At 71.6% G+C, this 23,846-nt stretch carries 17 protein-coding genes and 1 pseudogene; 14 read left to right on the top strand and 4 right to left on the bottom strand.

Features of this window, described 5'->3' with window-relative positions; all coding sequences use genetic code 11:
- The first annotated feature begins 29 nt into the window (after window positions 1-29).
- Window positions 30-629, top strand: a complete 600-nt coding sequence (locus ACIBCM_RS27875; RefSeq protein ID WP_399247844.1) for a TetR/AcrR family transcriptional regulator — start codon at window positions 30-32, stop codon at window positions 627-629.
- Between the two features lie 346 nt (window positions 630-975).
- On the opposite strand, the gene ACIBCM_RS27870 is transcribed toward ACIBCM_RS27875, so the two are convergent.
- Window positions 976-1,617: a MerR family transcriptional regulator gene (locus ACIBCM_RS27870; RefSeq protein WP_399247874.1), complete on the bottom strand. Its 642-nt coding sequence runs from the start codon at window positions 1,615-1,617 to the stop codon at window positions 976-978.
- A gap of 165 nt (window positions 1,618-1,782) precedes the next feature.
- Here ACIBCM_RS27870 and ACIBCM_RS27865 point away from each other — a divergent pair, with 165 nt between their 5' ends.
- The 4 genes from ACIBCM_RS27865 to ACIBCM_RS27850 all read left to right on the top strand — a co-directional run bounded on the left by ACIBCM_RS27865 (window position 1,783) and on the right by ACIBCM_RS27850 (window position 5,932).
- Complete coding sequence (locus ACIBCM_RS27865) at window positions 1,783-3,720, top strand: NAD(P)-binding domain-containing protein (RefSeq protein ID WP_399247842.1); 1,938 nt, start codon at window positions 1,783-1,785, stop codon at window positions 3,718-3,720.
- Complete coding sequence (locus tag ACIBCM_RS27860) at window positions 3,717-4,661, top strand: alpha/beta fold hydrolase (RefSeq protein WP_399247840.1); 945 nt, start codon at window positions 3,717-3,719, stop codon at window positions 4,659-4,661. Before ACIBCM_RS27865 ends, ACIBCM_RS27860 begins: the two co-directional genes overlap by 4 nt.
- Window positions 4,658-5,569: an SDR family oxidoreductase gene (locus ACIBCM_RS27855; RefSeq protein WP_399247838.1), complete on the top strand. Its 912-nt coding sequence runs from the start codon at window positions 4,658-4,660 to the stop codon at window positions 5,567-5,569. The genes ACIBCM_RS27860 and ACIBCM_RS27855 overlap by 4 nt, the downstream gene beginning before the upstream one ends.
- A gap of 102 nt (window positions 5,570-5,671) precedes the next feature.
- A complete protein-coding gene (locus ACIBCM_RS27850; RefSeq protein WP_399247836.1) occupies window positions 5,672-5,932 on the top strand; it encodes a hypothetical protein in 261 nt (86 codons plus the stop codon).
- Window positions 5,933-6,291: 359 nt separating this feature from the next.
- On the opposite strand, the gene ACIBCM_RS27845 is transcribed toward ACIBCM_RS27850, so the two are convergent.
- A complete protein-coding gene (locus ACIBCM_RS27845; protein ID WP_399247834.1) occupies window positions 6,292-9,978 on the bottom strand; it encodes a S41 family peptidase in 3,687 nt (1,228 codons plus the stop codon).
- Window positions 9,979-10,242: 264 nt separating this feature from the next.
- Between ACIBCM_RS27845 and ACIBCM_RS27840 the strand changes: the two genes are divergently transcribed.
- Window positions 10,243-10,818, top strand: coding sequence for a TetR/AcrR family transcriptional regulator (locus tag ACIBCM_RS27840; RefSeq protein ID WP_399247832.1), 576 nt, complete (start codon window positions 10,243-10,245; stop codon window positions 10,816-10,818).
- Between the two features lie 504 nt (window positions 10,819-11,322).
- The gene (locus ACIBCM_RS27835; RefSeq protein ID WP_399247872.1) at window positions 11,323-13,545 is read left to right on the top strand and encodes an MMPL family transporter; all 2,223 of its coding nucleotides are present in this window, start codon (window positions 11,323-11,325) and stop codon (window positions 13,543-13,545) included.
- A 356-nt stretch (window positions 13,546-13,901) separates the two neighbouring features.
- Here the strand turns inward: ACIBCM_RS27835 and ACIBCM_RS27830 are convergent, their stop codons facing one another.
- On the bottom strand, window positions 13,902-14,258 hold the full coding sequence (locus ACIBCM_RS27830; protein WP_399247830.1) for an SsgA family sporulation/cell division regulator: 357 nt from the start codon (window positions 14,256-14,258) through the stop codon (window positions 13,902-13,904).
- A gap of 328 nt (window positions 14,259-14,586) precedes the next feature.
- Here ACIBCM_RS27830 and ACIBCM_RS27825 point away from each other — a divergent pair, with 328 nt between their 5' ends.
- From ACIBCM_RS27825 to ACIBCM_RS27800, 6 genes are all read left to right on the top strand, one after another.
- On the top strand, window positions 14,587-15,741 hold the full coding sequence (locus ACIBCM_RS27825) for an energy-coupling factor ABC transporter permease (protein ID WP_399247828.1): 1,155 nt from the start codon (window positions 14,587-14,589) through the stop codon (window positions 15,739-15,741).
- Between the two features lie 2 nt (window positions 15,742-15,743).
- Window positions 15,744-16,508: a cobalt ECF transporter T component CbiQ gene (gene cbiQ, locus ACIBCM_RS27820; protein ID WP_399247826.1), complete on the top strand. Its 765-nt coding sequence runs from the start codon at window positions 15,744-15,746 to the stop codon at window positions 16,506-16,508.
- Window positions 16,493-17,254 (top strand): energy-coupling factor ABC transporter ATP-binding protein, encoded by a 762-nt coding sequence (locus tag ACIBCM_RS27815; protein WP_399247824.1) that lies wholly within the window; start codon window positions 16,493-16,495, stop codon window positions 17,252-17,254. The genes cbiQ and ACIBCM_RS27815 overlap by 16 nt, the downstream gene beginning before the upstream one ends.
- A 142-nt stretch (window positions 17,255-17,396) precedes the next feature.
- The gene (locus tag ACIBCM_RS27810; protein ID WP_399247822.1) at window positions 17,397-18,620 is read left to right on the top strand and encodes a serine hydrolase domain-containing protein; all 1,224 of its coding nucleotides are present in this window, start codon (window positions 17,397-17,399) and stop codon (window positions 18,618-18,620) included.
- A complete protein-coding gene (locus ACIBCM_RS27805) occupies window positions 18,617-19,471 on the top strand; it encodes an SDR family NAD(P)-dependent oxidoreductase (RefSeq protein ID WP_399247820.1) in 855 nt (284 codons plus the stop codon). The genes ACIBCM_RS27810 and ACIBCM_RS27805 overlap by 4 nt, the downstream gene beginning before the upstream one ends.
- Before the next feature lie 1,120 nt (window positions 19,472-20,591).
- On the top strand, window positions 20,592-21,218 hold the full coding sequence (locus ACIBCM_RS27800) for a hypothetical protein (RefSeq protein WP_399247818.1): 627 nt from the start codon (window positions 20,592-20,594) through the stop codon (window positions 21,216-21,218).
- 239 nt (window positions 21,219-21,457) lie between these two features.
- On the opposite strand, the pseudogene ACIBCM_RS27795 reads toward ACIBCM_RS27800, so the two are convergent.
- Window positions 21,458-22,192 (bottom strand): annotated as a pseudogene (locus tag ACIBCM_RS27795) (SAM-dependent methyltransferase); the annotation flags it as partial.
- Window positions 22,193-22,236: 44 nt separating this feature from the next.
- Here ACIBCM_RS27795 and ACIBCM_RS27790 point away from each other — a divergent pair.
- Complete coding sequence (locus tag ACIBCM_RS27790; protein WP_399247817.1) at window positions 22,237-23,805, top strand: recombinase family protein; 1,569 nt, start codon at window positions 22,237-22,239, stop codon at window positions 23,803-23,805.
- The last annotated feature ends 41 nt before the right edge of the window (window positions 23,806-23,846 follow it).

Genomic DNA, 23,846 nt, shown 5'->3' with positions numbered 1-23,846 from the left:
CCAACCATTCGGTTGGGTAAGGTGGGGGCATGGCAAGAGACACAGCCGTGACGAAGCAGAAGCTCCTGGCGGCCGCGCGGCAGGAGTTCGCCGCCCTGGGGGTGGCGGGGGCCCGGGTCGACCGCATCGCGGAGCTGGCCGGAGTCAACAAGGAGCGGGTCTACGGCCACTTCGGGAGCAAGGAGGGGCTGTTCGCGGCGACGGTGAGCGCCGCGATGGAGGAACTCACCGAGGAGGTGGGCACGCCGGGCGACGACATCGCGGCCTGGGTGGGGTCGGTGTACGACTTCCACCGCGAGCGGCCGGAGCTGCTGCGGCTGCTGCTGTGGGAGGCGCTGAGCCGTGGCGAGGGCGAACTGCCGGGCGAGCAGCGGCGCGCCGAGGGCTACGCCCTGAAGGTGGAGGCGCTGGCGGACCGGCTCGGTGTCGAGCCCGGCCCCCGTACGGCCGTCGTGCTGCTCTCCCTCATCAGCCTCGCCGCCTGGCCGAACGCGGTGCCTCAGCTCACCCGATTGATCCTCGGCTCCCACGCGGACGCGGCCGACTCGCCCGAGGCCGTCCGTGGCACCGTCGTGGAGCTGGCATCGGGCCTGGTGCGGGGGTTCGGCGAGGCCGGAACGGCGGAGTAGTCCGGGTGGACCCGGTTGCGCCGGGTACCTCCGCGCGGCCCGTCACGGTCAAGGGATCCATCGGACCCTCGGGCTCGGGGGCGGAGTGAGCGGGATTCCGGTCACCGCCCCGGCAGGGGCGCCGGATCCCGGACCGCCCGGCCTGTTCCGGGGAGTCGCGGGCGCCCGGCCGCCGCGTACGACCGCCGCCGGGCAAGGCGGTCGAGAAGGGCATCGGCGAGACCTTCGTGCGAGCTTCTGAGGCCCACCCCGCTCCTCCGCGCGGGCCCCGGAGGCCCGCCCCGCACCTCCGTACGAGCTCCTGGGGCTCACTCCGCTCCTCCGTGCGGGCCCCTGAGGCCCCGCTTCAGGGCTCCGCGCGCTCCCGCGCCACGGGCTTCCGCAGCCGTCGGTCCAGTGCCATCGACAGCTCGGCCTCCACCACACTCCGCGCCAGCGGGCGGAGCCGGTCCGCGTCCTCCCCGGGGGCGTGCTCGGCCACCATTCCCACGAAGAGGTCCGCGAGGGCGTCCGCGTGGGCGCGGACCTGCCGGCCCGCCTCCAGGACCGCCGAGAGCGGCACACCCTCCCGTACCAGCGCGGAGGAGGCCTCCAGCAGCCTGCGGCTGATGTGCACGATCATGTCGCCGTCCGTGGCGAGATAGCCGAGGCCCAGCGCCGCCGCGAAGTTCTCCGGGGTGACCTCGCCCTCGAAGTGGTCGGCCAGTTCCTCGGGTGTGAGGCGGACCGGGGTCTCCTCGGTGGGTTCACCGAGGCCGAGGACCTCGCCGACGTCCCGCCCGCTTTCGAGGGTCGCGGCGAGGTCGGCGATGCCGTTGAGGGTGTGGCCGCGCTCCAGCAGGGCGGCGATCGTCCGGAGCCGGGCGAGATGGCGGTCGTCGTACCAGGCGATACGGCCCTCACGGCGAGGCGGCTGGAGCAGGCCCCGCTCGCGGTAGAAGCGCACGGTGCGCACCGTGATACCGGCCTGTCCGGCCAGCTCTTCCATCCGGTACTCATGTCCGTGTGCCACGGGGTGAAGCCTATGTTGTACCGCCGGTAACTCATCCTGTCGTCCCTCTGTCCGGGGTACTTTCGCTGCTCTACTCTTCTTATCGTGCCAGTGATTACTGGCGCGGTTGTGTGGGTGACACGTTCGGCGAGAGGCGGCGGCATGGGTCGGCGAGAGCGGGTACAGCACCACGGGCAGAACGTACGGCGGCCGGAAAGGCACGGGACCGTCCCGGAAGGCCGCGAGGGCGTACCGCCCGGACAGAGCGCACCGCGCCATGACCCCGCACCGCACCACGGCCCGGCGCCGGACCCCCGGCATCCGCCGGAGACACCACACCCGCGGCCCACGCAGGACTGGCAACAGCACACAGAGGACTCACGGCACGCACAGCACGCGCGGCACGCACAGAACTCACAGCACACACAGAACACGCGGAACTCACGGCACACACCGGATCCGTCGGGTCCACGGCATGTCCGCGTCGCCGTCATCGGGTCCGGTTTCGGCGGGCTCGGCGCCGCCGTCCGGCTCCGCCGGGAGGGCATCACCGACTTCGTCGTCCTGGAGCGGGCCGCCTCGGTCGGCGGCACCTGGCGGGACAACAGCTATCCGGGCTGCACCTGTGATGTGCCCTCGCATCTGTACTCGTTCTCCTTCGCCCCTCATCCCGACTGGCCCCGCACCTTCTCGGGGCAGCAGCACATCCGCGCGTATCTGGAGCGGGTCACCGACACCTTCGGGCTCCGCCCGCACATCCGCTTCGGCCATGACGTACGGATGATGACCTGGGACAACGACGAGCTGCGCTGGCGGATCGAGACCAGCGGCGGCGACTACACCGCCGATGTGGTCGTCTCCGCGACCGGCCCCCTCTCCGACCCGAAGATCCCCGAGATCCCCGGACTCGCGGAGTTCCCCGGCAAGGTCTTCCACTCCGCACGCTGGGACCACGACTACGACCTGCGCGGCAAGCGCGTCGCCGTGATCGGGACGGGCGCGTCCGCGATCCAGATCGTGCCCCGGATCCAGCCGGAGGCGGCCCGGCTGACGCTCTTCCAGCGGACCCCGGCGTGGGTCCTGCCGAAGGCGGACCGGCGGACGACGGCCCTGGAGCGCACGCTGCACCGGCGGCTGCCGTTCACCGCGTCGGCCCGGCGCGGACTGCTCTGGGGCGTACGGGAGTTGCAGGTCCAGGCGTTCACCAAGCGGACGAGTGTCCTCGGGCTGGTCGAGAAGGTGGCCAGGGTCCATCTCGCCACATCCGTCAAGGACCCGGCGCTGCGGGCCAGGCTGACACCCTCGTACCGCATCGGCTGCAAGCGGGTCGGGCTGTCCAGCGACTACTACCCGGCCGTCACCCGCCCCAATGTGGAGGTGGTGGCGTCCGGACTCGCGGAGATCGAGGGCTCCACCCTCGTCGCGTCCGACGGCACCCGGGCCGAGGCCGACGCGATCGTCTTCGGCACCGGATTCCATGTCACCGACCTCCCGATCGCGGACCGGGTCGTCGGCGCGGACGGCATCACCCTCGCCGAGGCGTGGAAGGACGGCATGAAGTCGCTGCGCGGAGCGACCGCGTCCGGGTTCCCCAACTGGATGTCCGTCATCGGCCCCAACACGGGCCTCGGGAACTCCTCCATGATCCTGATGATCGAATCCCAGCTGAACTATCTGGCCGACTATCTGCGGCAGTTGAGCGTTCTCGGCGGCCGTACCGCGCTCGACGCCCGCCCGGCCGCCGTGACCGCGTGGAACGACCGGGTGCAGGAGCGGCTGAAGCGGACCGTGTGGAACACCGGCGGCTGCACCAGCTGGTATCTGGACGCGGCGGGACGCAACACCACCGTCTGGCCCGGTACGACGGGCGAGTTCCGGCGGGCGACACGGGAGGTCGACCTCGGGGAGTACGAGATCCTGCGGGCCGGCCCGCCGACGACGGCCGGCCCGCCCGAGCCGGCACCCGCCGCCGAACCCGCGCCCGAGACCACACCCGTCTCCGCGCCCGGAGCCACGGCGAAGAGCTCCGCCCCCGAGAAGGCCGCCCCCGAGAAGGGCGACCCCTCGGAGCCGACCCCGGCCGAAGAGGCCCTCGGATGAGCGCCAGGACCCTGTCCGCCGTCTCCGCCGACGGCACCCGGATCCACACCGAGGTGTACGGCCCCGAGGACGCGCCCACCGTCGTCCTCGTCCACGGCTGGACCTGCTCCACACGGTTCTGGTCCGCGCAACTGCGGGACCTGGCGGCCGAGTTCCGGGTCGTCGTCTACGACCAGCGCGGACACGGCCGTACACCCGCCGCTCCCGTCGGCACCGAGCTGCTCGCCGACGATCTCGAAGCCGTACTGCGCGCCACCCTCGCCCCCGGGCGGAAGGCGGTGCTCGCCGGGCACTCCATGGGCGCCATGGCCCTGATGGCCGCGTCCGGCCGGCCCGCCTTCACCGAGCACGCGGCGGCCGTCCTGCTGTGCAGTACGGGCGGTTCGCATCTGGTCGAGGAGTCCCGGGTCGTCCCGCTGCGGCACGGTCCGCTGCGGACCCGGCTCACCGGCTCGGTCCTCGGCTCACGCGCCCCGCTGGGCCCGGTGACGCCCCTGTCCCGGCGGATCCTGAAGTACGCCACCATGGCGCCGGGTTCGACCCGTGCGCAGGTGGCGGAGTGCGCCCGTATCGTGCACGCCTGCCCGCGCCCGGTCCGGGTGGCCTGGTCGCGGGTGCTCGCCGGGCTCGATCTCCGCTCGGGGGTACGGGAGTTGAGGGTGCCCGCGATCGTGGTCACCGGTCTGGCGGACCGGCTCACCCCGCCCGTGCACGCCCGGCGGATCGCGGCGACGCTGCCCGACTGCCGGGCGCTGGTGGAGCTGCCGGGGACGGGCCATATGACCCCCGTTGAGGCACCAGGGGTGATCAACGCCGAGATCCGCCGGCTGGTCCGGGCCCACACGGCCGAGCGGACCGCCCCCGAGGCCGCCCCGAAGGCCGCCCCCACGACGGCCCGCGAGGGGAGTGCCGTGCCGGGCGGCCGGGGGAGCGCCGGATGATACGGGGAGCGAGCCGGAACGGAGCGGGCCTGGAGGGACAGGTCGCGGTCGTGACGGGCGCGGCGCGGGGCGTCGGCGAGCTGCTGGCGCGCAAACTCTCCGCGCGCGGCGCACGGGTGGCGCTGGTCGGGCTGGAACCGGACGAGCTGAAACGGGTCTCGGCGCGGCTGCACACCGAGAGCGGCTGGTGGCACGCGGATGTCACGGACGACGAGGCCATGGCGGTGGTCGCCGCCGGGGTCGGGGAGCGCTTCGGCAGGGTCGACACCGTCGTCGCCAACGCGGGTGTGGCGGCGGGCGGTCCCTTCGCCGACTCCGACCCCGCCGCCTGGCGCAGGGTCGTGGAGGTCAATCTGATCGGCAGCGCGGTCACCGCCCGCGCGTTCCTGCCCGCCCTGACCGGGAGCCGCGGCTACTTCCTCCAGATAGCCTCCCTGGCGGCGATCGCACCGGCGCCGATGATGACCGCCTACTGCGCGTCCAAATCGGGCGCCGAGGCGTTCGCCCACAGTCTGCGCGCGGAGGTGGGCCACCGGGGCGTGAGGGTCGGCGTCGGCTATCTGTCCTGGACCGACACCGATATGGTCCGGGGCGCCGACGAGGACGAGGTGATGCGTGAACTGCGCGCACGGCTGCCGTGGCCGGCGAACCGCACCTACCCGGCGGGCCCGGCCGTCGACCGGATCGTCACCGGGATCGAGCGCCGCTCGGCCCATGTGTACGCGCAGTGGTGGCTGCGCGGGACGCAGTCCGTACGCGGCCATCTCCCCGCCCTGGTCGCGGCGGTGGGGCAGCGGGAGATGCGGCGCGTCGCATCCCGGCTGGGCGGGGTCTCCCGGGGGCTCGTGGGCGCGGGCGGCGCGGCGGACGAGGCGCACGCCCGGAGTTCGCGTACGCACAGTGACTGATCGACATGCGTTGTATGTCCGGGCGTGTCACGCTGAGGGAGCCCCAGGGATCGTCACTCCCCTGGGCTTCCCCCCACACCCCTCACGAGGAGTGAACAACGCATGGGCATCAAGGACCAGTTCCAGGACAAGGCGCGGGAACTTCAGGAACAGGCGAAGCAGCGCACGGGCGGCAAGTCGAAGGAGCAGCCCGGGGAGCGCGGACAGCAGCGCCCCCAGGAGCAGGGACGGCAGGAGCAGGGCCGGCAGCGGGACCAGCGGCCCGGCCGTCCCGAGGACGAGCGCCGCGGCGAGCGCCCGCCGCACGACGCCGCCCGTGGCGCGGAGGACCGGTTCAGCCAGTCCCCGGACCGCAACGCCTGATATCGCGGGCGTGTTCCGAAGGGGCGCACCCACCGGACCCGGCGGGTGCGCTCTGTCCTTGCCGCTTGCCGCCCGGGGCGCTCCGGTACGCGTGCCCGCCGGATCCCGGCGCGGGTACCGGAAGGTCCCACCGGCCCCGCGTTCTCGCCGGCGGAATCCCCGAACCAGAACCCGGACCCGGACCCGGAAACCCCGGAACACGGACCCGAACCCGGAACCCGGAAGCACGAGCCCGCCCCGCGCACCGCCCCGCTCACGAAACCGGCCCGGCCTCGGCAACACCACGTACGCGCACTCGTACCCGTACGCGCACACCCCCCTTGCCTTCTTGGCGGCCCCGCAACCGCCCCGCCGTACGGCTATCCCTTCGCGGGCCCGTCCTTCTTCCGGCGCTTCTTCGGAGCCCCCGGAGCCCCCGGAGCCCCCGGAGCCCCCGGAGCCCGCCCCGCCCGGCCGGACGGCTGTGGCCCGGAGCGCGGTGGCAGGGGCGGCCGGCTGCGGTCCGGTACCCGGTCGTAGCCCGGCGGGTCGAGCGCCGGACGCTTCTCCAGCATCTCCAGTGCCAGACGTACCGCGTCGTCCATCCCCACATGCCTGCCCTCCGCCCAGTCGAGCGGCGTCCGCAGCGCTTCGAGATCGGGCTCGACCCCGTGGTTCTCGACGGACCAGCCGTAGTCGTCGAACCAGGCCGCGTTCATCGGCACGGTGATCACCGTGCCGTCGCCGAGCCGGTGCCGCCCGGTGATCCCGACGACCCCGCCCCAGGTGCGGGTGCCCACCACGGGCCCGATGCCCAGCAGCCGGAAGGCCGCCGTGATCATGTCGCCGTCCGACGAGGTCGCCTCGTCCGCGAGGGCGACGACCGGGCCGCGCGGTGCGTTGGAGGCGTACGAGACGGGCTGGGCGTCCCGGGTGAGGTCCCAGCCGATGATCTTCCGGGTCAGGTTCTCCACCACCAGTTCGCTGATGTGCCCGCCCGCGTTGCCGCGTACGTCCACGATGAGCGCCGGGCGGGACACCTCCAGCCGCAGATCCCGGTTGAACTGGGCCCAGCCCGAGCCGCCCATGTCGGGGATGTGCAGATAGCCGCAGCGGCCGTCGCTCAACTCCCGTACGACCTCACGGCGCTTGGCCACCCAGTCCTGGTAGCGCAGCGGGCGTTCGTCGATCAGCGGGACGACCGCGACCCGCCGGGACGCCGGGGCGGCCCCGGCCGTGCCGTCCGCCGTACGGAACGTCAGCTCGACCGTGGTACCGCCCGCCGCCGACAGCATCGGGAAGGGGCCCGCGACCGGGTCCACCGGGCGGCCGTCGACATGGGTGAGGACCGCGCCCTCCCGGATACCGGTACCCGCCAGCGGCGAACGGGCCTTGGAGTCCGAGGAGTCGCCCGGCAGGATCCGCTGGACCGTCCAGTTCCCGTCCCGGGGGACCAGATTGGCGCCCAGCAGGCCCATCGGCCGCTGATAGTGCGGCGGGCCCTCGTTGCGGCGGGCGGGGGTGACGTACGCGTGGGACGTTCCCAGCTCGCCGAGGACCTCCCGCAGCAGATCCGCGAACTCCTCCGGCGAGGCCACCCGGTCCAGCAGCGGCCGGTACTGGTCGAGCACGCCCTCCCAGTCGATGCCGCTCATGCCCGGGTCCCAGAAGTACGAGCTGATCAGCCGGCCCGCCTCCGCGTACGCCTGGCGCCACTCGGCGGGCGGGTCCACCTCGTGGTGAATCCGCCGCAGATCGATATAGACCGTGGAGTCGACGTCGCCGGACTCGGTCGCCGGGACGGCCCTCAGCTCGCCCTCGTCGACCACGACCAGCCGGGTGCCGTCGCCGCTGACCGCGAACCAGTCGAGATGGTCGACGAGTTCGGTCCGGCGGGCCTTGGTGATGTCGAAGTGTTCGAGGGTGGGGCGGCCGGAGGTGTCCGCCGGGTTGGCGAAGGTCTCGCCCAGCGCGCCCGAGATGGGCCAGCGCAGCCAGACCAGCCCGCCGCCGCTGACCGGGCGCAGCGCCGAGTACTTCGACGCGGCCACCGGGAACGGCGTCACCCGGCTCCCCAGTCCCTCGGTCTCCACGACCACCGTGACCCCGCCGTCGGGGCCGCCGAAGTCCTCCCCGGTCACCGGCGCTGTGGTGTCGGCCTCCTCCAGCGGGTCGAGACCGCCGGCGGCGGGCCGCCCGTCCGGCAGCAGCGCGAAGGGCGACGGTGTCGCCGACGACAGCGGTACGAGGTAGGGGCGGCAGCCGAGCGGGAAGGACAGATCGCCGGTGTGGACGTCGTACACCGGGTCGAATCCGCGCCAGGACAGGAACGCGAGATAGCGGCCGTCGCTGGTGAAGACCGGGTTCTCGTCCTCGAAACGGCCGTTGGTGACATCGACGATCGTGCCGTCCTTTATCCGCGCCATGCGGATCTGCCGCAGGGTGCGGCCGACGCCCGGCTGGGCCCAGGCGAGCCAGGCGCCGTCGGGGGAGAAGGCGAGATCGGCGACGGGCCCGTTGAGGGAGCGGACCAGTTCGACGACCGTACCGCCGCCGCCCTCCGCTTCCTGATCGGCGGCCGGAGGCGCGGCGGCCTCCGCGTCGGCGCCCGTACCCCCTGTGTGCTCACGGCCCTTGCCGGCAGCCCCTGCTGCCTCGCCGCCCGTGTCCGTAGCGTCCGTGTCTGTGCCGCCCGTCTTCGTACCGCCCGTCTTCGCACCACCCGTCTCCGTACCGCCCGTCTTCGCACCACCCGTCTTCGTACCACCCGTCTTCGCACCACCCGTCTCCGTACCGCCCGTGTCCGCGCTCTCGGGGCCGGGTGTTCCGGGGTCCTCGGTGTCGAGCAGCAGCAGCCGGCCGTCGTGGGAGGCGACCGCCAGCCGCTTCCCCTGCGGATCGGGCGCCAGTTCCCGTACCCTGCCCAGCCGCCCGGAGGCCAGCCGCCGGGGCGCGCGCTCCCCGGTGGCCCGGGGGAGGTACGCGATCTCCACCGCGTCCTCGCCGTCCGCGTCCGTCACATACGCCACCTGGCCGCCGGTCCCCAGCATCACGGGCATCCGCACCCGTACCCCGGGGGTGTCGGCGATGGTCCGGGCCGGCCCGTCCCGATGGGTGAGCCAGTACAGACTGCCGCGTACCGATACGGCGCTCGCCCGGCCGGTGGTGTCCACGGAGATCGCGTTCACATGGTCGGAGGCCGGGACCTGGTACGTACGCCGTCCCGCGCGCGGCCCGCCCAGCCGTACGGCCAGCTTGCGCGGCACCGCGTCCGGGACGGTCAGATCGTCGACGATCCACAGCTCGCCCGCGCACTGGTAGACCACCCGCTGTCCGTCGCTGGAGGCGTGCCGGGCGTAGAAGGCGTCATGGTCGCTGTGCCGCCGCAGATCGGAGCCGTCGGGCCGGCACGAGTACAGATTGCCGACGCCCTCGTGGTCGGAGAGGAAGGCGATCCGCCCCCGGACGAACATCGGGCAGTCCAGATGCCCGTCCAGATCGGCGAGCAGCCGCTTCCCGTGCAGCCACAGCCGCCCGGTCGCCCCGCCCCGGTACCGCTTCCACGAGGCGGGCTCGTGCGGCGGCTTTCCCGTGAGCAGCAGGGTGCGCCGCTCGCCGTCGACATCGGCGACGGCGATGTCCGAGACCGGCCCCCAGGGCAGTTTGCCGCCCGGGGCGCCGTCGAGCGGGACGCTGTAGGCCCAGGAGAAGTAGACGAAGGGCTGGTTGTGCGAGGAGACCGCGAGGATCTGGCCGTCGGGGGTCCAGCCGCAGACCCGGGTGTCGACGGAGCCCCAGTAGCCGAGCCGCCGGGCGGGGCCGCCCTCCACGGGAGCGATATGGATCTCGGGGTCGAGGCTGCGCCAGGTCGTGTACGCGATATGGCGGCCGTCGGGCGAGAAGCGGGGGTGTCCGATCCGGGTCCGGTCGACGGTGACCCGCCAGGCCCGCCCCGGCCGTTCGCCCTCCGCCACGAGGGGCGCGATCCACAGATCGTCCTCGGCGGCGAAGCACAGCAAGTCGTCGTGCAGATGCGGGAAACGGAGATACGCCACGTCGTCACTCACCTTCCCATGCTTTCCGCGTGAGGGTGCCGGGGCAACTCCTGGGCGGGGGCGAACTGCTGCCCGGTTCCCTCCGGGTCCCCTCCGGCCCATGGCCACCGGGTACGGACGCCATACACCTACTTTTGGTTGAAGTCAGCACCACGTGAGGAAGCCCACAGCGAAACGGTTTCGTTTCGCTGGGTCCGCGGGTTATCTTTTATGAGTCAGATGTACGAAACCGTTTCGTTCGAATGGTGAACCGACCGGCGAGGGGAGGCCGATTCCATGACGCGCAGCCGACTGACCCCCGAGCGCGAGAACGAGCTGTTCGAAGCAGTGCTCGATCTGCTGCGTGAGGTCGGCTACGACTCCCTGACGATGGACGCCGTCGCCACCCGGACCCGATCCAGCAAGGCCACGCTCTACCGGCAGTGGCACAGCAAGCCCGAGCTGGTGGCCGCGGCCCTTGAGCACAACCAGGTCCCCGGCGCCCACGAGATCGACACCGGAAGCCTGCGCGGCGACTTCCGCGCGATGATGACCGCCGCGGACGATCTCCAGATGGAGAAGGACTCCGCGCTGATGCGGGGACTCATCCACGCGATACACACCCACCCCGATCTCCACGAGGCTCTGCGCAAGAAGCTGATCGAGCCGGAGACCACGGCGCTGAACAGGGTGCTGCGGCGAGCGGTGGACCGGGGGGAGATCGGCGCGGACAATCCGGCGGTGGAGTTCGTTCCGCACATGCTGTTCGGTGCGTTCTTCGCGCTCCAGATCATCGACGACCGCATCCCCGACCGGGACTTCCTCACCCGCTACATCGACGGCGTGGTGCTTCCTGCCTTGGAGGCGCGATGACCGCGTGGCGGTGGTCGCCGGGGGTCCGGGGGTTGTCCCCCGGGTCGGCACAGTATCGACGGCGTGGCGCTTCCGGCTCTGGAGGCGCGATGACCGCGCGGTGGTGGTTGCCAGTGGTCCCGGCGGCGGCGAGGTGCCGGTTGCCGGGGGCCGTCGCCCGGGTACCTCCCGGACCGGCGCGGCGATGTAGCGGCGTCGGAGGACTTACGGGCCCACCGCCTCCCCGGGGCTGAGTCCCTTCCCCCGGGTCCGGGCCCGCCGAGGCCCGAACCCCTGAACCCCGAACCCATGGATTCCCCGGCGGTGGCCAGGGCCCGTACCCGAGGTCCCGAGCGCCCCGCCCCCAGATTTCCCCACCCTCCCCAGGCACCGTTGCCGTCCTCCCCGGACACATCCGGTTGCTGTTGCATCACCCGTAACACCAGAAACACCTGACGCGCGCCGCTCTCGTCGTCGGGCCGACTCCCCCTGCCCATGTCGTCTCAACAACGGGAGTACGCCCTCGTGGCCACGTTCCTCTACAAACTCGGGCGGCTCGCCTTCTTGCGCCGCCGAATCGTCGCACTGCTCTGGGTCGCACTTCTGGTGCTCGCCGGAGTCGGTGCCTCCTCAGCGTCCACGCCCAAGGAACCGGGCTTCGCCCTGCCGGGCACCGAGTCCCAGAAGGCGTTCGACCTTCTGGAGCAGCGGTTCCCCGGCGGTGACGCCGACGGAGCCACCGCCCGGATCGTCTTCAAGGCGCCCGACGGCCAGAAGATGACCGACGCCGAGAACAAGGCGGAGGTCACCAAGGCGGTCACGGATCTCCAGAAGTCGCCACAGGTCGCCAGTGTCGCCGACCCGTTCACCGCCGACGCGGTCTCCGAGGACGGCGATATCGCGTACATCCTGGTCACCTACAAGGTCAACTCCATGGAGCTGACCGACAAGGCCAAGGACGCGCTGAAGGACACCGGCGACACCGCGCGTGACACCGGGCTCACCGTGGAGATCGGCGGTGACGCCGCCATGGCCGAGGAGCACGCGGCCTCCACCGAGATGATCGGTATCGCGATCGCCGCGGTCGTCCTGGTGATCACCTTCGGCTCGCTGGTCGCCGCCGGTCTGCCGCTGCTCACCGCGATCATCGGCGTCGGCATCGGCATCTCCTCCATCACCGCGCTCGCGAACGTCTTCGAGCTCGGCACCACCACCTCCATGCTGGCCATGATGATCGGCCTCGCGGTCGGCATCGACTACGCGCTCTTCATCGTCTCCCGCTACCGGGCCGAACGGGCCGAGGGCCACAGCCCCGAGGAAGCGGCGGGCCGGGCCACCGGCACCGCGGGCTCCGCGGTCGTCTTCGCCGGTCTGACCGTCGTCATCGCCCTCTCCGGTCTGGCCGTGGTCAATATCCCGCTGCTCAGCAAGATGGGCTTCGCCGCGGCCGGTACGGTCGTGATCGCCGTCGTCATCGCGCTCACCCTGATCCCGGCGCTGCTCGGCTTCGCGGGCGACAAGGTACTCGGCCGCAAGGCCCGTAAGGCCGCCAAGGCGGGAGCCCACTCGGCCGCCGCCCGGACCGGGGCCGAGGGCAAGCCCAATGGGGGCACCCGCTGGGCACGCTTCGTTCTGCGCCGCCCGGTCGCCGTGCTGATCGCCGGTGTCGTCGGCCTCGGTGTGATCGCGCTGCCCGCGGCGTCGCTGGAAGTGGGCCTGCCCGACGAGGGCTCGTCCTCTCCCGCGTCCACCCAGCGCAAGGCGTACGACCTGCTCTCCGAGGGCTTCGGCCCCGGCTTCAACGGTCCCCTGACGGTGGTCGTCGACGCGGCGAAGAGCGAGGATGCCAAGGGAGCCGTCGACGACGTCGTCGAGCGGATCGACAAGCTGGACGGTGTCGCCGCCGTCGGCGCCGGCCCGCTCAACAAGGCGGGCGACACCGGAATGATCAACGTGGTGCCCGAGGACCGGCCGTCCTCGCTCAAGACCGAGGACCTGGTCCACGACATCCGGGACATCAACAGCGCGGTCAGGGCCGACACCGGCGCGACCGTTCTGGTCACGGGTATGACCGCGATGAACATCGACTTCTCCCAGAAGATGAACGACGCCCTGGTGCCGTATCTGGCGCTCGTCGTCGGACTCGCGTTCCTGCTGCTGGTCCTGGTGTTCCGCTCGATCCTCGTCCCGCTGAAGGCGGCCCTCGGCTTCCTGCTCTCCGTCCTCGCGGCGCTGGGCGCAGTGGTCGCCGTCTACCAGTGGGGCTGGCTCAGCTCGATCTTCAATGTGGAGCAGCCCGGCCCGATCATGTCGATGATGCCGATCTTCATGGTGGGTGTCGTCTTCGGTCTCGCGATGGACTACGAGGTCTTCCTCGTGACCCGGATGCGCGAGGCGTACGTCCACGGCGAACGGCCGGGCGAGGCCGTCGTGACGGGCTTCAACCACGGCGCGAGGGTGGTCACCGCGGCAGCGGTGATCATGGTCGGTGTCTTCGCCGGCTTCATCGGCTCGGGTGAGCAGATGGTCATGATGGTGGGCTTCGCACTCGCCATCGCGGTGATCTTCGACGCCTTCGTGGTCCGGATGACGATCGTCCCCGCGGTCCTGGCGCTGCTGGGCCACAAGGCGTGGTGGCTGCCGCGCTGGCTGGACCGTGTGCTGCCCAATGTGGACGTCGAGGGCGAGAAGCTCCAGAAGCAGCTGACCGCCGACGGCGACACGGACCGCGAACTGGCCCGCGTCTGATTTTCCCACCCCTCCCATCCGGTGGCCGTACCCTCCCTTCCCGGGGCGGGTACGGCCACCGCGCTGTCGGGGGCCGGCCCCGCGTCATCTCAGCCTCGCCGGCGGGCGGGTGGCACCAGCGAGCCACAGTCGCGCCGACGTTCGACGCCCAGCGAACAACTTCGGCCTTGCCTACGTTCAAGGTGCGGCTGAGTACTTTCAGCCCTGCCTGCGTCCGTGGTGCGGGTGAGTATCTTCAGCCTCGCCGGCGTTTGAGGCGCGGGGTCCGGGGCGGAGCCCCGCAAGCGACCTGTCCGGGACGGGCGGCGGTCACACCACCAAGCCCGTCCGGCGCTTGAGGACAGAAACCCCAAAGCTCACGCGTTCAACTGATCCGCCGCGTCCACCGCCGCATACGTATGCCTCAGAAACCGGTCCAGCACATTCGTATCGAACTGCACCACCGCCACCCCCTCCGGCCCGTGGAACTCCATCACCGCCTGCACCCTCCCGCACGGCCAGACCTCCACATCGCCGCTGCGCGCGGGCGCCCGCAGCCCCGTCTCCAGCAGCTCGCGGGGGAACGTCCAGCCCCTTCCGCCCGGCAGGGCGAAGCGCACCGCCTTGGGGTCATCGGCGGGCTCGTACGACATCGATACCCGGACCGGCCGGTATTGGGGAGCGTCGGTGACTATCCGGGCCCATGCGTGGTCCCTGACGGCGTCGGCGGACATCGCTCGCTCCTCACACTCGTCGTCTATGTCCTCTAATGTCCCATATTTTGCCCAAGGGCTCGATCTGTAGCTGTGACGGAGACGCTCTTGCAAGGTATGTGCAGGAGGGCGAAATCATGGGCAGTCATGCAGCGGGACGGCCGGATCCGTTCTGCTCGCCGCCTCTTCCGGCCCTTCCGTCACACCGCCCCTCCGTGCCCCTCCGTCTCCCTGCGCTTCCGTCTTTCCGCACCGCGCCACAGCCGTCCGCACTGCCGGACTACCGCACTGCCGCTCGTCCGTCCTCGCGCCCTTCCGTTCCTTGCGTCTTGCCGAAGCGGAGCCAGCCATGCATGTTCCCGACGGATTTATCAACGCACCCGTATCGGTCGCCGCCGGCGTTCTGGCCGCCGGGGCCGTCGCCGTCAGCCTCCGGGGAGCCCGCCGGGAGCTGAGCGGGGGACCGGCGGCGGCCACCGGTACGGGCGGTGAGCGGACCGCGCCCCTCGCCGGGCTCGTCGCCGCGTTCATCTTCGCCGTACAGATGCTGAACTTCCCCGTCGCCGCGGGCACCAGCGGCCATCTCCTCGGCGGCGCGCTCGCCGCGATCCTCGTCGGGCCCTGGACCGGGGTCCTGTGCATATCCGTCGTCCTTCTGATGCAGGGCATCCTCTTCGCCGACGGCGGCCTCACCGCGCTCGGGGTGAACATCACCGTCATGGGCGTGGTCACCGTGCTCGTGGCCCACGGCCTCTTCCGGGTCCTGCTCGCGCTTCTGCCGGCGGGCCGCCGTACGGTCACCGCGGCCGCGTTCGCCGCGGCGCTCGTCTCCGTACCGGCGTCCGCCGCCGCCTTCACCCTGCTGTATGCGATCGGCGGGACCACCGACGTACCCATCGGCAAGGTCCTCACCGCCATGGTCGGCGTCCATGTCCTCATCGGCATCGGCGAAGCCGTGATCACCATGCTGACGGTCGGCGCGGTCATCGCCGTACGCCCCGATCTGGTCCACGGCGCCCGCGGACTGAGCACCCCGCTCGAACTCCGGGTCGGCACCCGCCCCGTCGACCCCACCTCAACCGCTCCGACGGCCCCCACGACCCCCGCGGCCACCACCCCCACGATCACCCCCACCCCCACCCGTATCCCCGCCCGCCCCCGCTCCTCCACCCGCGCCCTGTGGGCGACCGGCCTCGTCACCGCGCTCGTCCTCGCGGGCTTCGTCTCCTTCTACGCCTCCGCCAGCCCCGACGGTCTGGAGAAGGTCGCCGCCGACCAGGGCATCGACAGAGAGGTCCAGGAGCACGCCGCCGCCGACTCCCCGCTCGCCGACTACGGCGTCGAGGACATCACCGACGCCCGGATCTCCGGTGGCCTCGCGGGAGTCATCGGCGTCACCGCCACGGTCGCGGCCGGCAGCGGTGTCTTCTACGCCGTCATCCGCAGGCGCCGCGGCGACCGGGAAGAGGGCGAAGCCACCCGCGTACCGGACGCCAGAGGCTGACCGTGGGCGCCGGACACGGCCAGGGGCTCCACCGCCCCGGCGACACCCCGGTCCACCGTCTGCCCCCGCACTGCAAGCTCGTCGCCGTCCTCTGCTTCGTCCTGGCCGTGGTCTCCACCCCGCGCGAGGCGATATGGGCCTTCGGGATGTACGCGGTGCTGCTCACCGCGGTCGCGGCCCTCGCCCGGATCCCACCGGGGTTTCTGCTCAAGCGGTTGCTGATCGAGATCCCGTTCGTGGCCTTCGCGCTGCTCATGCCGTTCGTCGTCCCCGGCGAGGAGACCACCGTGCTGGGCTTGCGGCTCAGCCTCCCGGGCCTGTGGGGCGCGTGGAACATCCTCGCCAAGGGCACCCTCGGCGTCGCCGCGTCCGTGATCCTCGCCTCCACCACCGAGCTGCGCGCCCTGCTCCTCGGTCTCCAGCGGCTCCGGCTGCCGCCGCTGCTGGTGCAGATCGCCTCCTTCATGATCCGCTACGGCGATGTCATCACCGACGAGATGCGCCGGATGTCCATCGCCCGCCGCTCCCGGGGCTTCGAGGCCAGAGGCGTACGGCACTGGAGGGTCCTCGCCGCCTCGGCCGGGGCCCTGTTCATCCGCTCCTACGAACGAGGAGAACGTGTGCATCTGGCGATGGTCAGCCGTGGCTACACGGGCGCGATGCCCCTGATCGACGAGGTCCCCGCGTCCCGGGCCCAGTGGTCGTCCGCGGCCGCCCTGCCCGTCTGCGCGCTCGCCGTCTGTCTGCTGGGATGGTGGACCCGGTGACCCTCTCCCTCGACGTACAGGGCCTCGCCTTCGCCTACCCGGACGGCCATCAGGCGCTCTACGGCGTGGAGTTGGCGGTCGCGCGCGGCGAGCGGGTCGCCCTGCTCGGCCCCAACGGCGCGGGCAAGACCACGCTCGTGCTGCACCTCAACGGCATCCTCGGCGGCGGACTCGGCACCGTCACCGTCGCGGGCCTGCCGGTGGTCGGACGGAACCTCGCCGAGATCCGGCGCCGGGTCGGCATCGTCTTCCAGGACCCGGACGACCAGCTGTTCATGCCGACGGTCCGCGAGGACGTCGCCTTCGGCCCGGCCGCGTCCGGGCTGCGCGGACCCGCCCTGGAGGCGCGGGTGGCGGACGCGCTCACCCGGGTCGGCATGGAGGAGTACGCGGACCGGCCGCCGCACCATCTCTCCTTCGGGCAGCGCCGCCGGGTCGCGGTCGCCACCGTGCTCGCGATGGAGCCGGAGATCCTCGTACTCGACGAACCCTCATCCAACCTCGACCCGGCGTCCCGGCGTGAACTCGCCGACATCCTCCGGTCGTTGGACGTGACCGTACTGATGGTGACGCACGACCTCCCGTACGCGCTGGAGCTGTGCCCGCGCTCGGTGATCCTCAGTGACGGGGTGATCGCGGCGGACGGGCGCACCCGGGAGCTGCTGGGCGACGAGGAGCTGTTGCGGGCCCACCGGCTGGAGCTGCCGTTCGGGTTCGATCCGCGGTCCGTGCCCACGGGAGCGTGAACCGGGATCCTCCCGCGACGCCGGACGCCCCGGCCCGGCCGTCCGGAAGCGGCCCCGCCCCGCCGCGTGGACCGGCCCACGGCGCCGGACACCGCCCCATGTCACCGGCGGTGTGTCCGGCATGCTGAGCTGACCTGGAAGGATGGGACTCCCGCGGCCGTTGCACCATGGGGGGACGAACGGGAGCGGGAGGACAGGCACAGTGGACGTGCGGGGCACGGTGGCGGAGGGCTACGAGCCCGTCAGGGACGCTTTTGTCCGCAACTTCGAGCAGCGCGGCGACCGGGGCGCGGCCGTCGCCGTCTACCGCCACGGCCGCAAGGCCGTCGATCTGTGGGCGGGCACGCGCGATGTCGACGGCCCGGCGCCCTGGGCCGTGGACACCGCGCAGATCGTCCGCTCCGTCACCAAGGGGGTCGCCGCGGCCGTCGTCCTCCTGCTCCACCAGCGCGGGCAGATCGACCTGGACGCCCCGGTCGGCACCTACTGGCCCGAGTTCAAGGCGGCGGGCAAGGAGCGGGTCCTCGTACGGCAGTTGCTCTCGCACCGCGCGGGACTGCCCGCCCTCGACCGCCCTCTCACTCCCGCCGAGGCCGTCGACGGCGTCAGCGGCCCGGCCGCGCTCGCCGCGCAGAGCCCGGCGTGGGAACCCGGCACCGACCACGGCTACCACGCGCAGACCTACAGCTGGCTCACCGCCGAACTCGTACGCCGGGTCACCGGACGCGGTATCGGCCGCTGGGTCGCCGAGGAGATCGCCCGCCCGCTCGGCCTGGACTTCTGGATCGGGCTGCCCGACGAGGAGGCGGGCCGCGTCGGCCGGATCGGACCCGTCGACGAGCCGCCCCCCGCCGAGGGCGGGGGACTGCGGCTGCGCCCCAAGCGGTCCGTGGCCGAGGCGTACCGCGACCCGGACTCGCTCACCCGCCGGGCCTTCGGGGCGATCACCCCGCTGCCCGACGAGAACGACCCCGTCTACCGGGCCGCCGAACTCCCCGCGTCCGGCGGTATCTCCACCGCCCGCGCGCTCGCCCGCTTCTACGCCGCCACGATCGGCGAGGTCGACGGCGGCCCCCGGCTGTTCGCCCCGGCCACGCTCGCCCTCGCCCGCACCGAGGAGTCGGCGGGCCCCGACCGGGTCCTCGTCGTGCCCACCCGTTTCAGCCTCGGCTTTATGCTCCACGGCCCGGCCGCGCCCCTGCTGGGCCCGGGCTCCTTCGGCCACCCCGGCCGCGGGGGCTCCCTCGGCTTCGCCGACCCGGAGTCAGGGATCGCGTTCGGCTATGTGACCAACGGCCTGAGGAAAGGAATCACCGCCGACCCCCGTGCCCAGGCGCTGATCAGGGCGGTACGTTCGGCCCTATGACGCCTACGACACCCATGACTCCTGCGACTCCCGGGGTGACACGTTTCCACGGCCACGGCGCGCTCATCACGGGCGCGGCGCGCGGTATCGGCGAGGCCACCGCCCGGCGGCTCGCGTCCGAGGGCGCGCGGGTCCTCGTGACCGATGTCGACGCCGAGGCCGGGGCACGCACGGCGGAGTCCATACCCGGCGCGGAGTTCACCGTCTGCGATGTCTCCGACCGGAGGCAGGTGGAGGCGGCCGTCGCGTACGCCGTCGAACGCTTCGGCACCCTCGACGTCCTCGTCAACAACGCCTTCTCGTGCGCGCCCGACACCCCGCGCTTCGAGGACCAGCCCGACGACACCTGGCAGCGCGACCTCGACATCACCCTCGCCGGTGCCTTCCGCTGCGCCCGTGCCGCCCTGCCCGCGCTGGAGGCGTCGGGGCGGGGCGCGATCGTCAACATCGGCTCCGTCAACGGCGAACACGACTTCGGCAACCACGCCTACAGCGCGGCCAAGGCCGGGCTCGCCTCCCTCACCCGTACCCTCGCGGGCGACGCGGCGCCCCGGGGCGTCCGCGTCAACCAGGTCAACCCCGGCACCGTCCGCACCCCCGCCTGGGCGGGCCGCGAGAAGGCTCTCGACGCCCTCGCGGCCCTCTACGCCCTCGGCCGCGTCGGCGAGCCCTCCGACATCGCGGCGGCCGTCGCGTTCCTCGCCTCGGCCGACGCGGCCTGGATCACCGGTACGACCCTCCGCGTCGACGGCGGCCTGCTGGCGGTCAACACCTCGTTCGGCCCGACGATCGGCGCGGCGCTGGGGGCGGAGGCGCCGGAAGCGTCGGATGCGTCGGAAGCAGACGCGTAACGGGCTCCGCCCGGCCCGGGTCACCGGACGGCGAGGCTCTCGCGCGGGTCACCGGACGAAGAAAGCCCCGCGCGCGGGTTCCCCGGCCTCCACGGCTCCCCGGCCGCCACGGCCCCATCGAACGGGCCGACTCCGGATCGGTGTGGGTGTGATCCGGGGTACGGGGGTGACATCCGCGTCAGGATAGGGGCATGGCGACCCTGCCGGCCTTCCACGCCCACCCCGACGACGAAGCCCTTCTGACCGGTGGCACCCCTCCGCCCCAGTGGGCTCGACGGCTGAACTGGGAGGGCGCCCGCACTCTTTCCCTTCGCCCGTCGGGCCTGGCGGCTGAACTGACATGGGGCCTGCACCCTCCTCTCCGTGGGCCTGGCGAGTGAGCTGACGAGGTCCCGCTCCCTTTCCCTTCACTCCGTGGGCTCGACGGGTGAGCTGAAGAGGGCCTGCGCCCTTCCCTTCACCCGTTGTGCCTGGTGGCTGAGCCGAAGGGGTCCTGCGCCCGGGTGCCCCGACGGGTGAGCTGAAGAGGGCCTGTGCGCTCCCCTTCGCCCGTTGTGCCTGGTGGCTGAGCCGAAGGGGGGTCTGCGCCCGGGTGCCCCGACGGGTGCGCTTCAGGGGGCCTGTGCCCTCCCCTTCGCCCGTTGTGCCTGGTGGCTGAGCCGAAGGGGGCCGTGGGTGTCGAAAGGGAGAACGCGCGGAGGCCGCGAGGAACGAGTGGTCGAGCACGATCGACCGTCGACACACACTTGAGGCCCCCGGAGGTGAACCGAGCCACAAAAAAATAGGCCGCGCGTCGGTCACTGTTCGGAGACCCCTCGCCCGGCCTACCGGTCGAGCACGATCGACCGTCGACACACACTTGAGGCCCCCGGAGGAGAACCGAGCCACAAAAGAAACAACCGCGCGTCGGTCACCGTCCGGAGACCCCCCGCCCGGTGCCGTCGGCCGAGCACGCTCACCCGCCCCCACCCGCTGAAGCCCTCTGGAGCGGGTAAGCCACGACACCGGAACCGGACAGCGGGTCCCGTACGTCACATGCCTTGGCTCAAGGGCCCCGACCACCCGCAGTCCCCTCAGTTCATCCGTAGTCCCCCGTAGTCCACCGCTGGAGGTGCGCCGTATGTGGGTCGCAGCGGGCCTGCTGTTCGCCGTCGTACCGCTGGTGGCCTGGTGGCTGCTGGCGCGGACCCGCCGGATCGGGCCGCCGGTCGCCGCCGTGCTGCTGGCCGGTGCGGTGGTACTGGTGGCCGTACACGGCTGGATCTCCGCCTACCGGGCCGACGCCCACCTCGTGCACGCGGTCGGCGCGGCCCTGCTGATCGCCGTCGGCACGGCCCTGGAACGCCGCCACGCGGGCCCTGGGACCAGGGCGTGGGCCGGCAACAGAAGCGCGGCCACCGGCCTGCTGGGCGTCCACCTCGCCCTCACCGTCTGCGGCTCGGTGCTGTACTCGCTGGCGCTGGAGGCGTCGTTGCCGTCCGCGCGCGCGGTACCGGCGCTGCCGCCCGATCTCACGGTGGTCGGGAAGCGCAGCGGCTGCGGCTCGGGGAGTTGCTTCCACGAGCTGGAGATCGGCAGTACAAGGGGACTGTCCCGTGAGGAGATCATCCGCGCCCTCGACCGTCCCCACGAGACCTGCCGTCCGAACGGCTGGCTGCTGGACCGGCGCGACCTCTGTGTCGGGGTCGACGACTCCGACGCGACGACGGTCCGGCTCTATGTGAGCCTCTCCGGCACGCTGGACTGAGTGACCGGGCCTCCGCCGTGCCTCCGCTTGGGCGTTCGGCCTGGCGGCAATCCGCTCCACCACGCACAAGGGCCCTGCCCGGTACCGGGTACCGGGTACCGGGTACCGGGCAGAGCCTTCGAAGGGACCGAAGCGGCGACGGCTTGTGCGGTCGCCGTACGAGCACCGCGCACACCGGCCGCACACCGTACGCACTCCGCACGAACGCCGACCCCGGCGCGCGGGGCCCACCGCCGTGGTCAGGGCTTGCGGGCCACCGCCCCGTACATCCCGACCTGGCTCTTGTCGACGGACTCCTGCTCCGGCTCCGGGCGCCAGCGGTGTACCTGGGCCAGCCCCGGCTCCACCATCTCCAGCCCGTCGAAGAACGCCTCGACCTGCGCACGGTCACGGGTGACCACCGGGATGCCCCGGCTCCGGTACAGCTCCATCACCCGGTTGATCTCCTCGGGGGCGAACTCGTCGGTGACCGTGGAGATCGCCAGATAGCTCCCGGAGGGCAGCTGGTCGAGCAGCCGCCGCACCAGCGCGTAGTCGTCCGGCGGGGGTACGAACTGGAGCATCGCGATGATCGTCAGCGCGACCGGCTCCTTCAGATCGAGGACCTCGCGGAACGCCTCGGACTCCAGGATCGCCCCGGGATCGCGCATATCGGCGTCGACGTAGGCGGTCAGGCCCTGGGGGGAGCTGGTGAGCAGCGCCTCGGCGTGGGCCAGCACGATGGGATCGTTGTCGACGTAGACGATCGACGCGTCCGGCCGCTCCTCCTGCACCACCTCGTGCAGATTCGGGGAGGTCGGCAGCCCGGTCCCGATGTCGAGGAACTGTCTGATCCCCGCCTCCCGCGCCAGATAGCGCGCCACACGATTCATGAACAGCCGGTTCTGACGCATGCTCACCGGCATGGAGGGCCACTCGGCGACCATCGCGTCGCCCGCCTCCACATCCACCGGATAGTGGTCTTTCCCGCCGAGGCACTTCCGCTAAGCGCAGACAGCGCGGAGACGGAGCGGGCAACGTGACGACCATCAAGGGCATGTCGATGACTTCCGCTGGTGAGTCGGAGCCGGAGAGCACGCCGTATGACGGGTGTGGCAGGTGCTTCCTGGGCATGCGCCGTCTGTCGAGGAAGTCAGACACGACGGACAGCCCGGCCAAGCAGGCTGAGAAGACGATCCGCGCCGTTGCAGCGGTTGGGGGTCACATCATTGCGTGGGCGGACGACATGGAGGTCTCGGGCGCTACGGACCCGAGGACGCGGCCGGGATTCGGCCCTTGGCTTCGTGACGAGAGGGGGCCGTATGACGGGATTGCGGGGAGCGCCGTCGACCGGATCGGCCGCAACCTCCGGGATATTCTGAACACTGCTCACACCAACCACGAGCAGGGCAGGAAGCTTGTTACAGCCGATCATGTCGGCTTGTGGGACTTGGACAGTCCCAGCGACGAGCAAGAGCTTGCCATTAAGGCGTTGGGAGCCCAGATGGAACACCGGGCGGTCCGGACCCGGAACCAGGACGACACGGTCAGGGCGCGTGAGCGGGGGCGGAAGAAGAGTGCACCGTCCTATGGGTACATGTTTGTGCGGAGCTTCCCCAACGGGCCGATTACTGGTTTGGGGGTGCACGAGCACGCTACGGCCGTCGCACGGGAGATGAAGGACCGCATCCTTGCCGACGAGACGGGCATGGTCACTCGGGCTACTGAGGCTGCTCGGCTTACGCGTTCGGGTGAGCTTTCTCCGAAGGATCACTTGCGGGTGTTGTACGGCAAGGAGCCTTTGGGGTCCCCGTGGACGCCGAAGACTGTGGAACACATTCTGACGTCGTGGGCATCGGTCGGGTACCTCACGCACAAGGGGGAGCCGGTTCTTGGAGCGGATGGGCATCCGGTGCAGATCGCGCCGCCGATGTGGGACCGGGCGACTCGGGCCGCACTGGTCGCCAAACTCGCTCCGCGCCGCAGGCACGGCAGCACCCGTGCGCCCAGGAGGGACTACCGGCTGAGTGGGCTTGGCTGGTGCGGGAACTGCGCACAGAAGCTGTGGCGCGGTGGCACGGCGGCGCATCTCACCTGGGGATGTACTGCTCGGGTGCGTGGCATTGTCGTGTCCCAGCATTGCAAGCCCGCGCCTTCCATGTACATGGAGCTGATGGATGCGGAAGTGGAGACCTGGTTCCTTGCACGGCACGGGAGCGCAATGGAGCTGAAGAGGACCTTCGACCCTGGCACTGGGTATGCGGCACGGATCGCGGAGCTTGAGGCGGACCGCGAGCGGCTGAAGAGCGACCGCAAGGCAGGGATTTACGACTCAGACGCTGACACCTTGTGGTTCCGCACGGAATACGCGCGGATGGGACGTGAGATCGGCGAACTCAGGGCCCTTCCCGAGCGTCCGGCCGCTATGCGTCTGATGCCGACTGGGCGAACGGTGGCGGACAAGTGGGTTGCCTCTGATGAGGCAGGGCGCCGTCTGATGCTCGCTGAATTCTCTGTGAGGGTGGTTCTCCTCCCGGAAGGTGCAGCAGAGCGCTTGGTGATCACGTCGGCGAACCCGTTCACGACGCCGCTGGGCGGGGCCGCTTAGCGAAGATCTGGGTAATCGAGAACCCCCGGGGAGTCTTCTCC

Origin of the sequence: Streptomyces sp. NPDC051018 (genome assembly GCF_044456085.1) — a bacterium.
In the GTDB taxonomy this organism is placed as follows: domain Bacteria; phylum Actinomycetota; class Actinomycetes; order Streptomycetales; family Streptomycetaceae; genus Streptomyces.
This window is presented reverse-complemented; position numbering and strand designations above follow the sequence as displayed.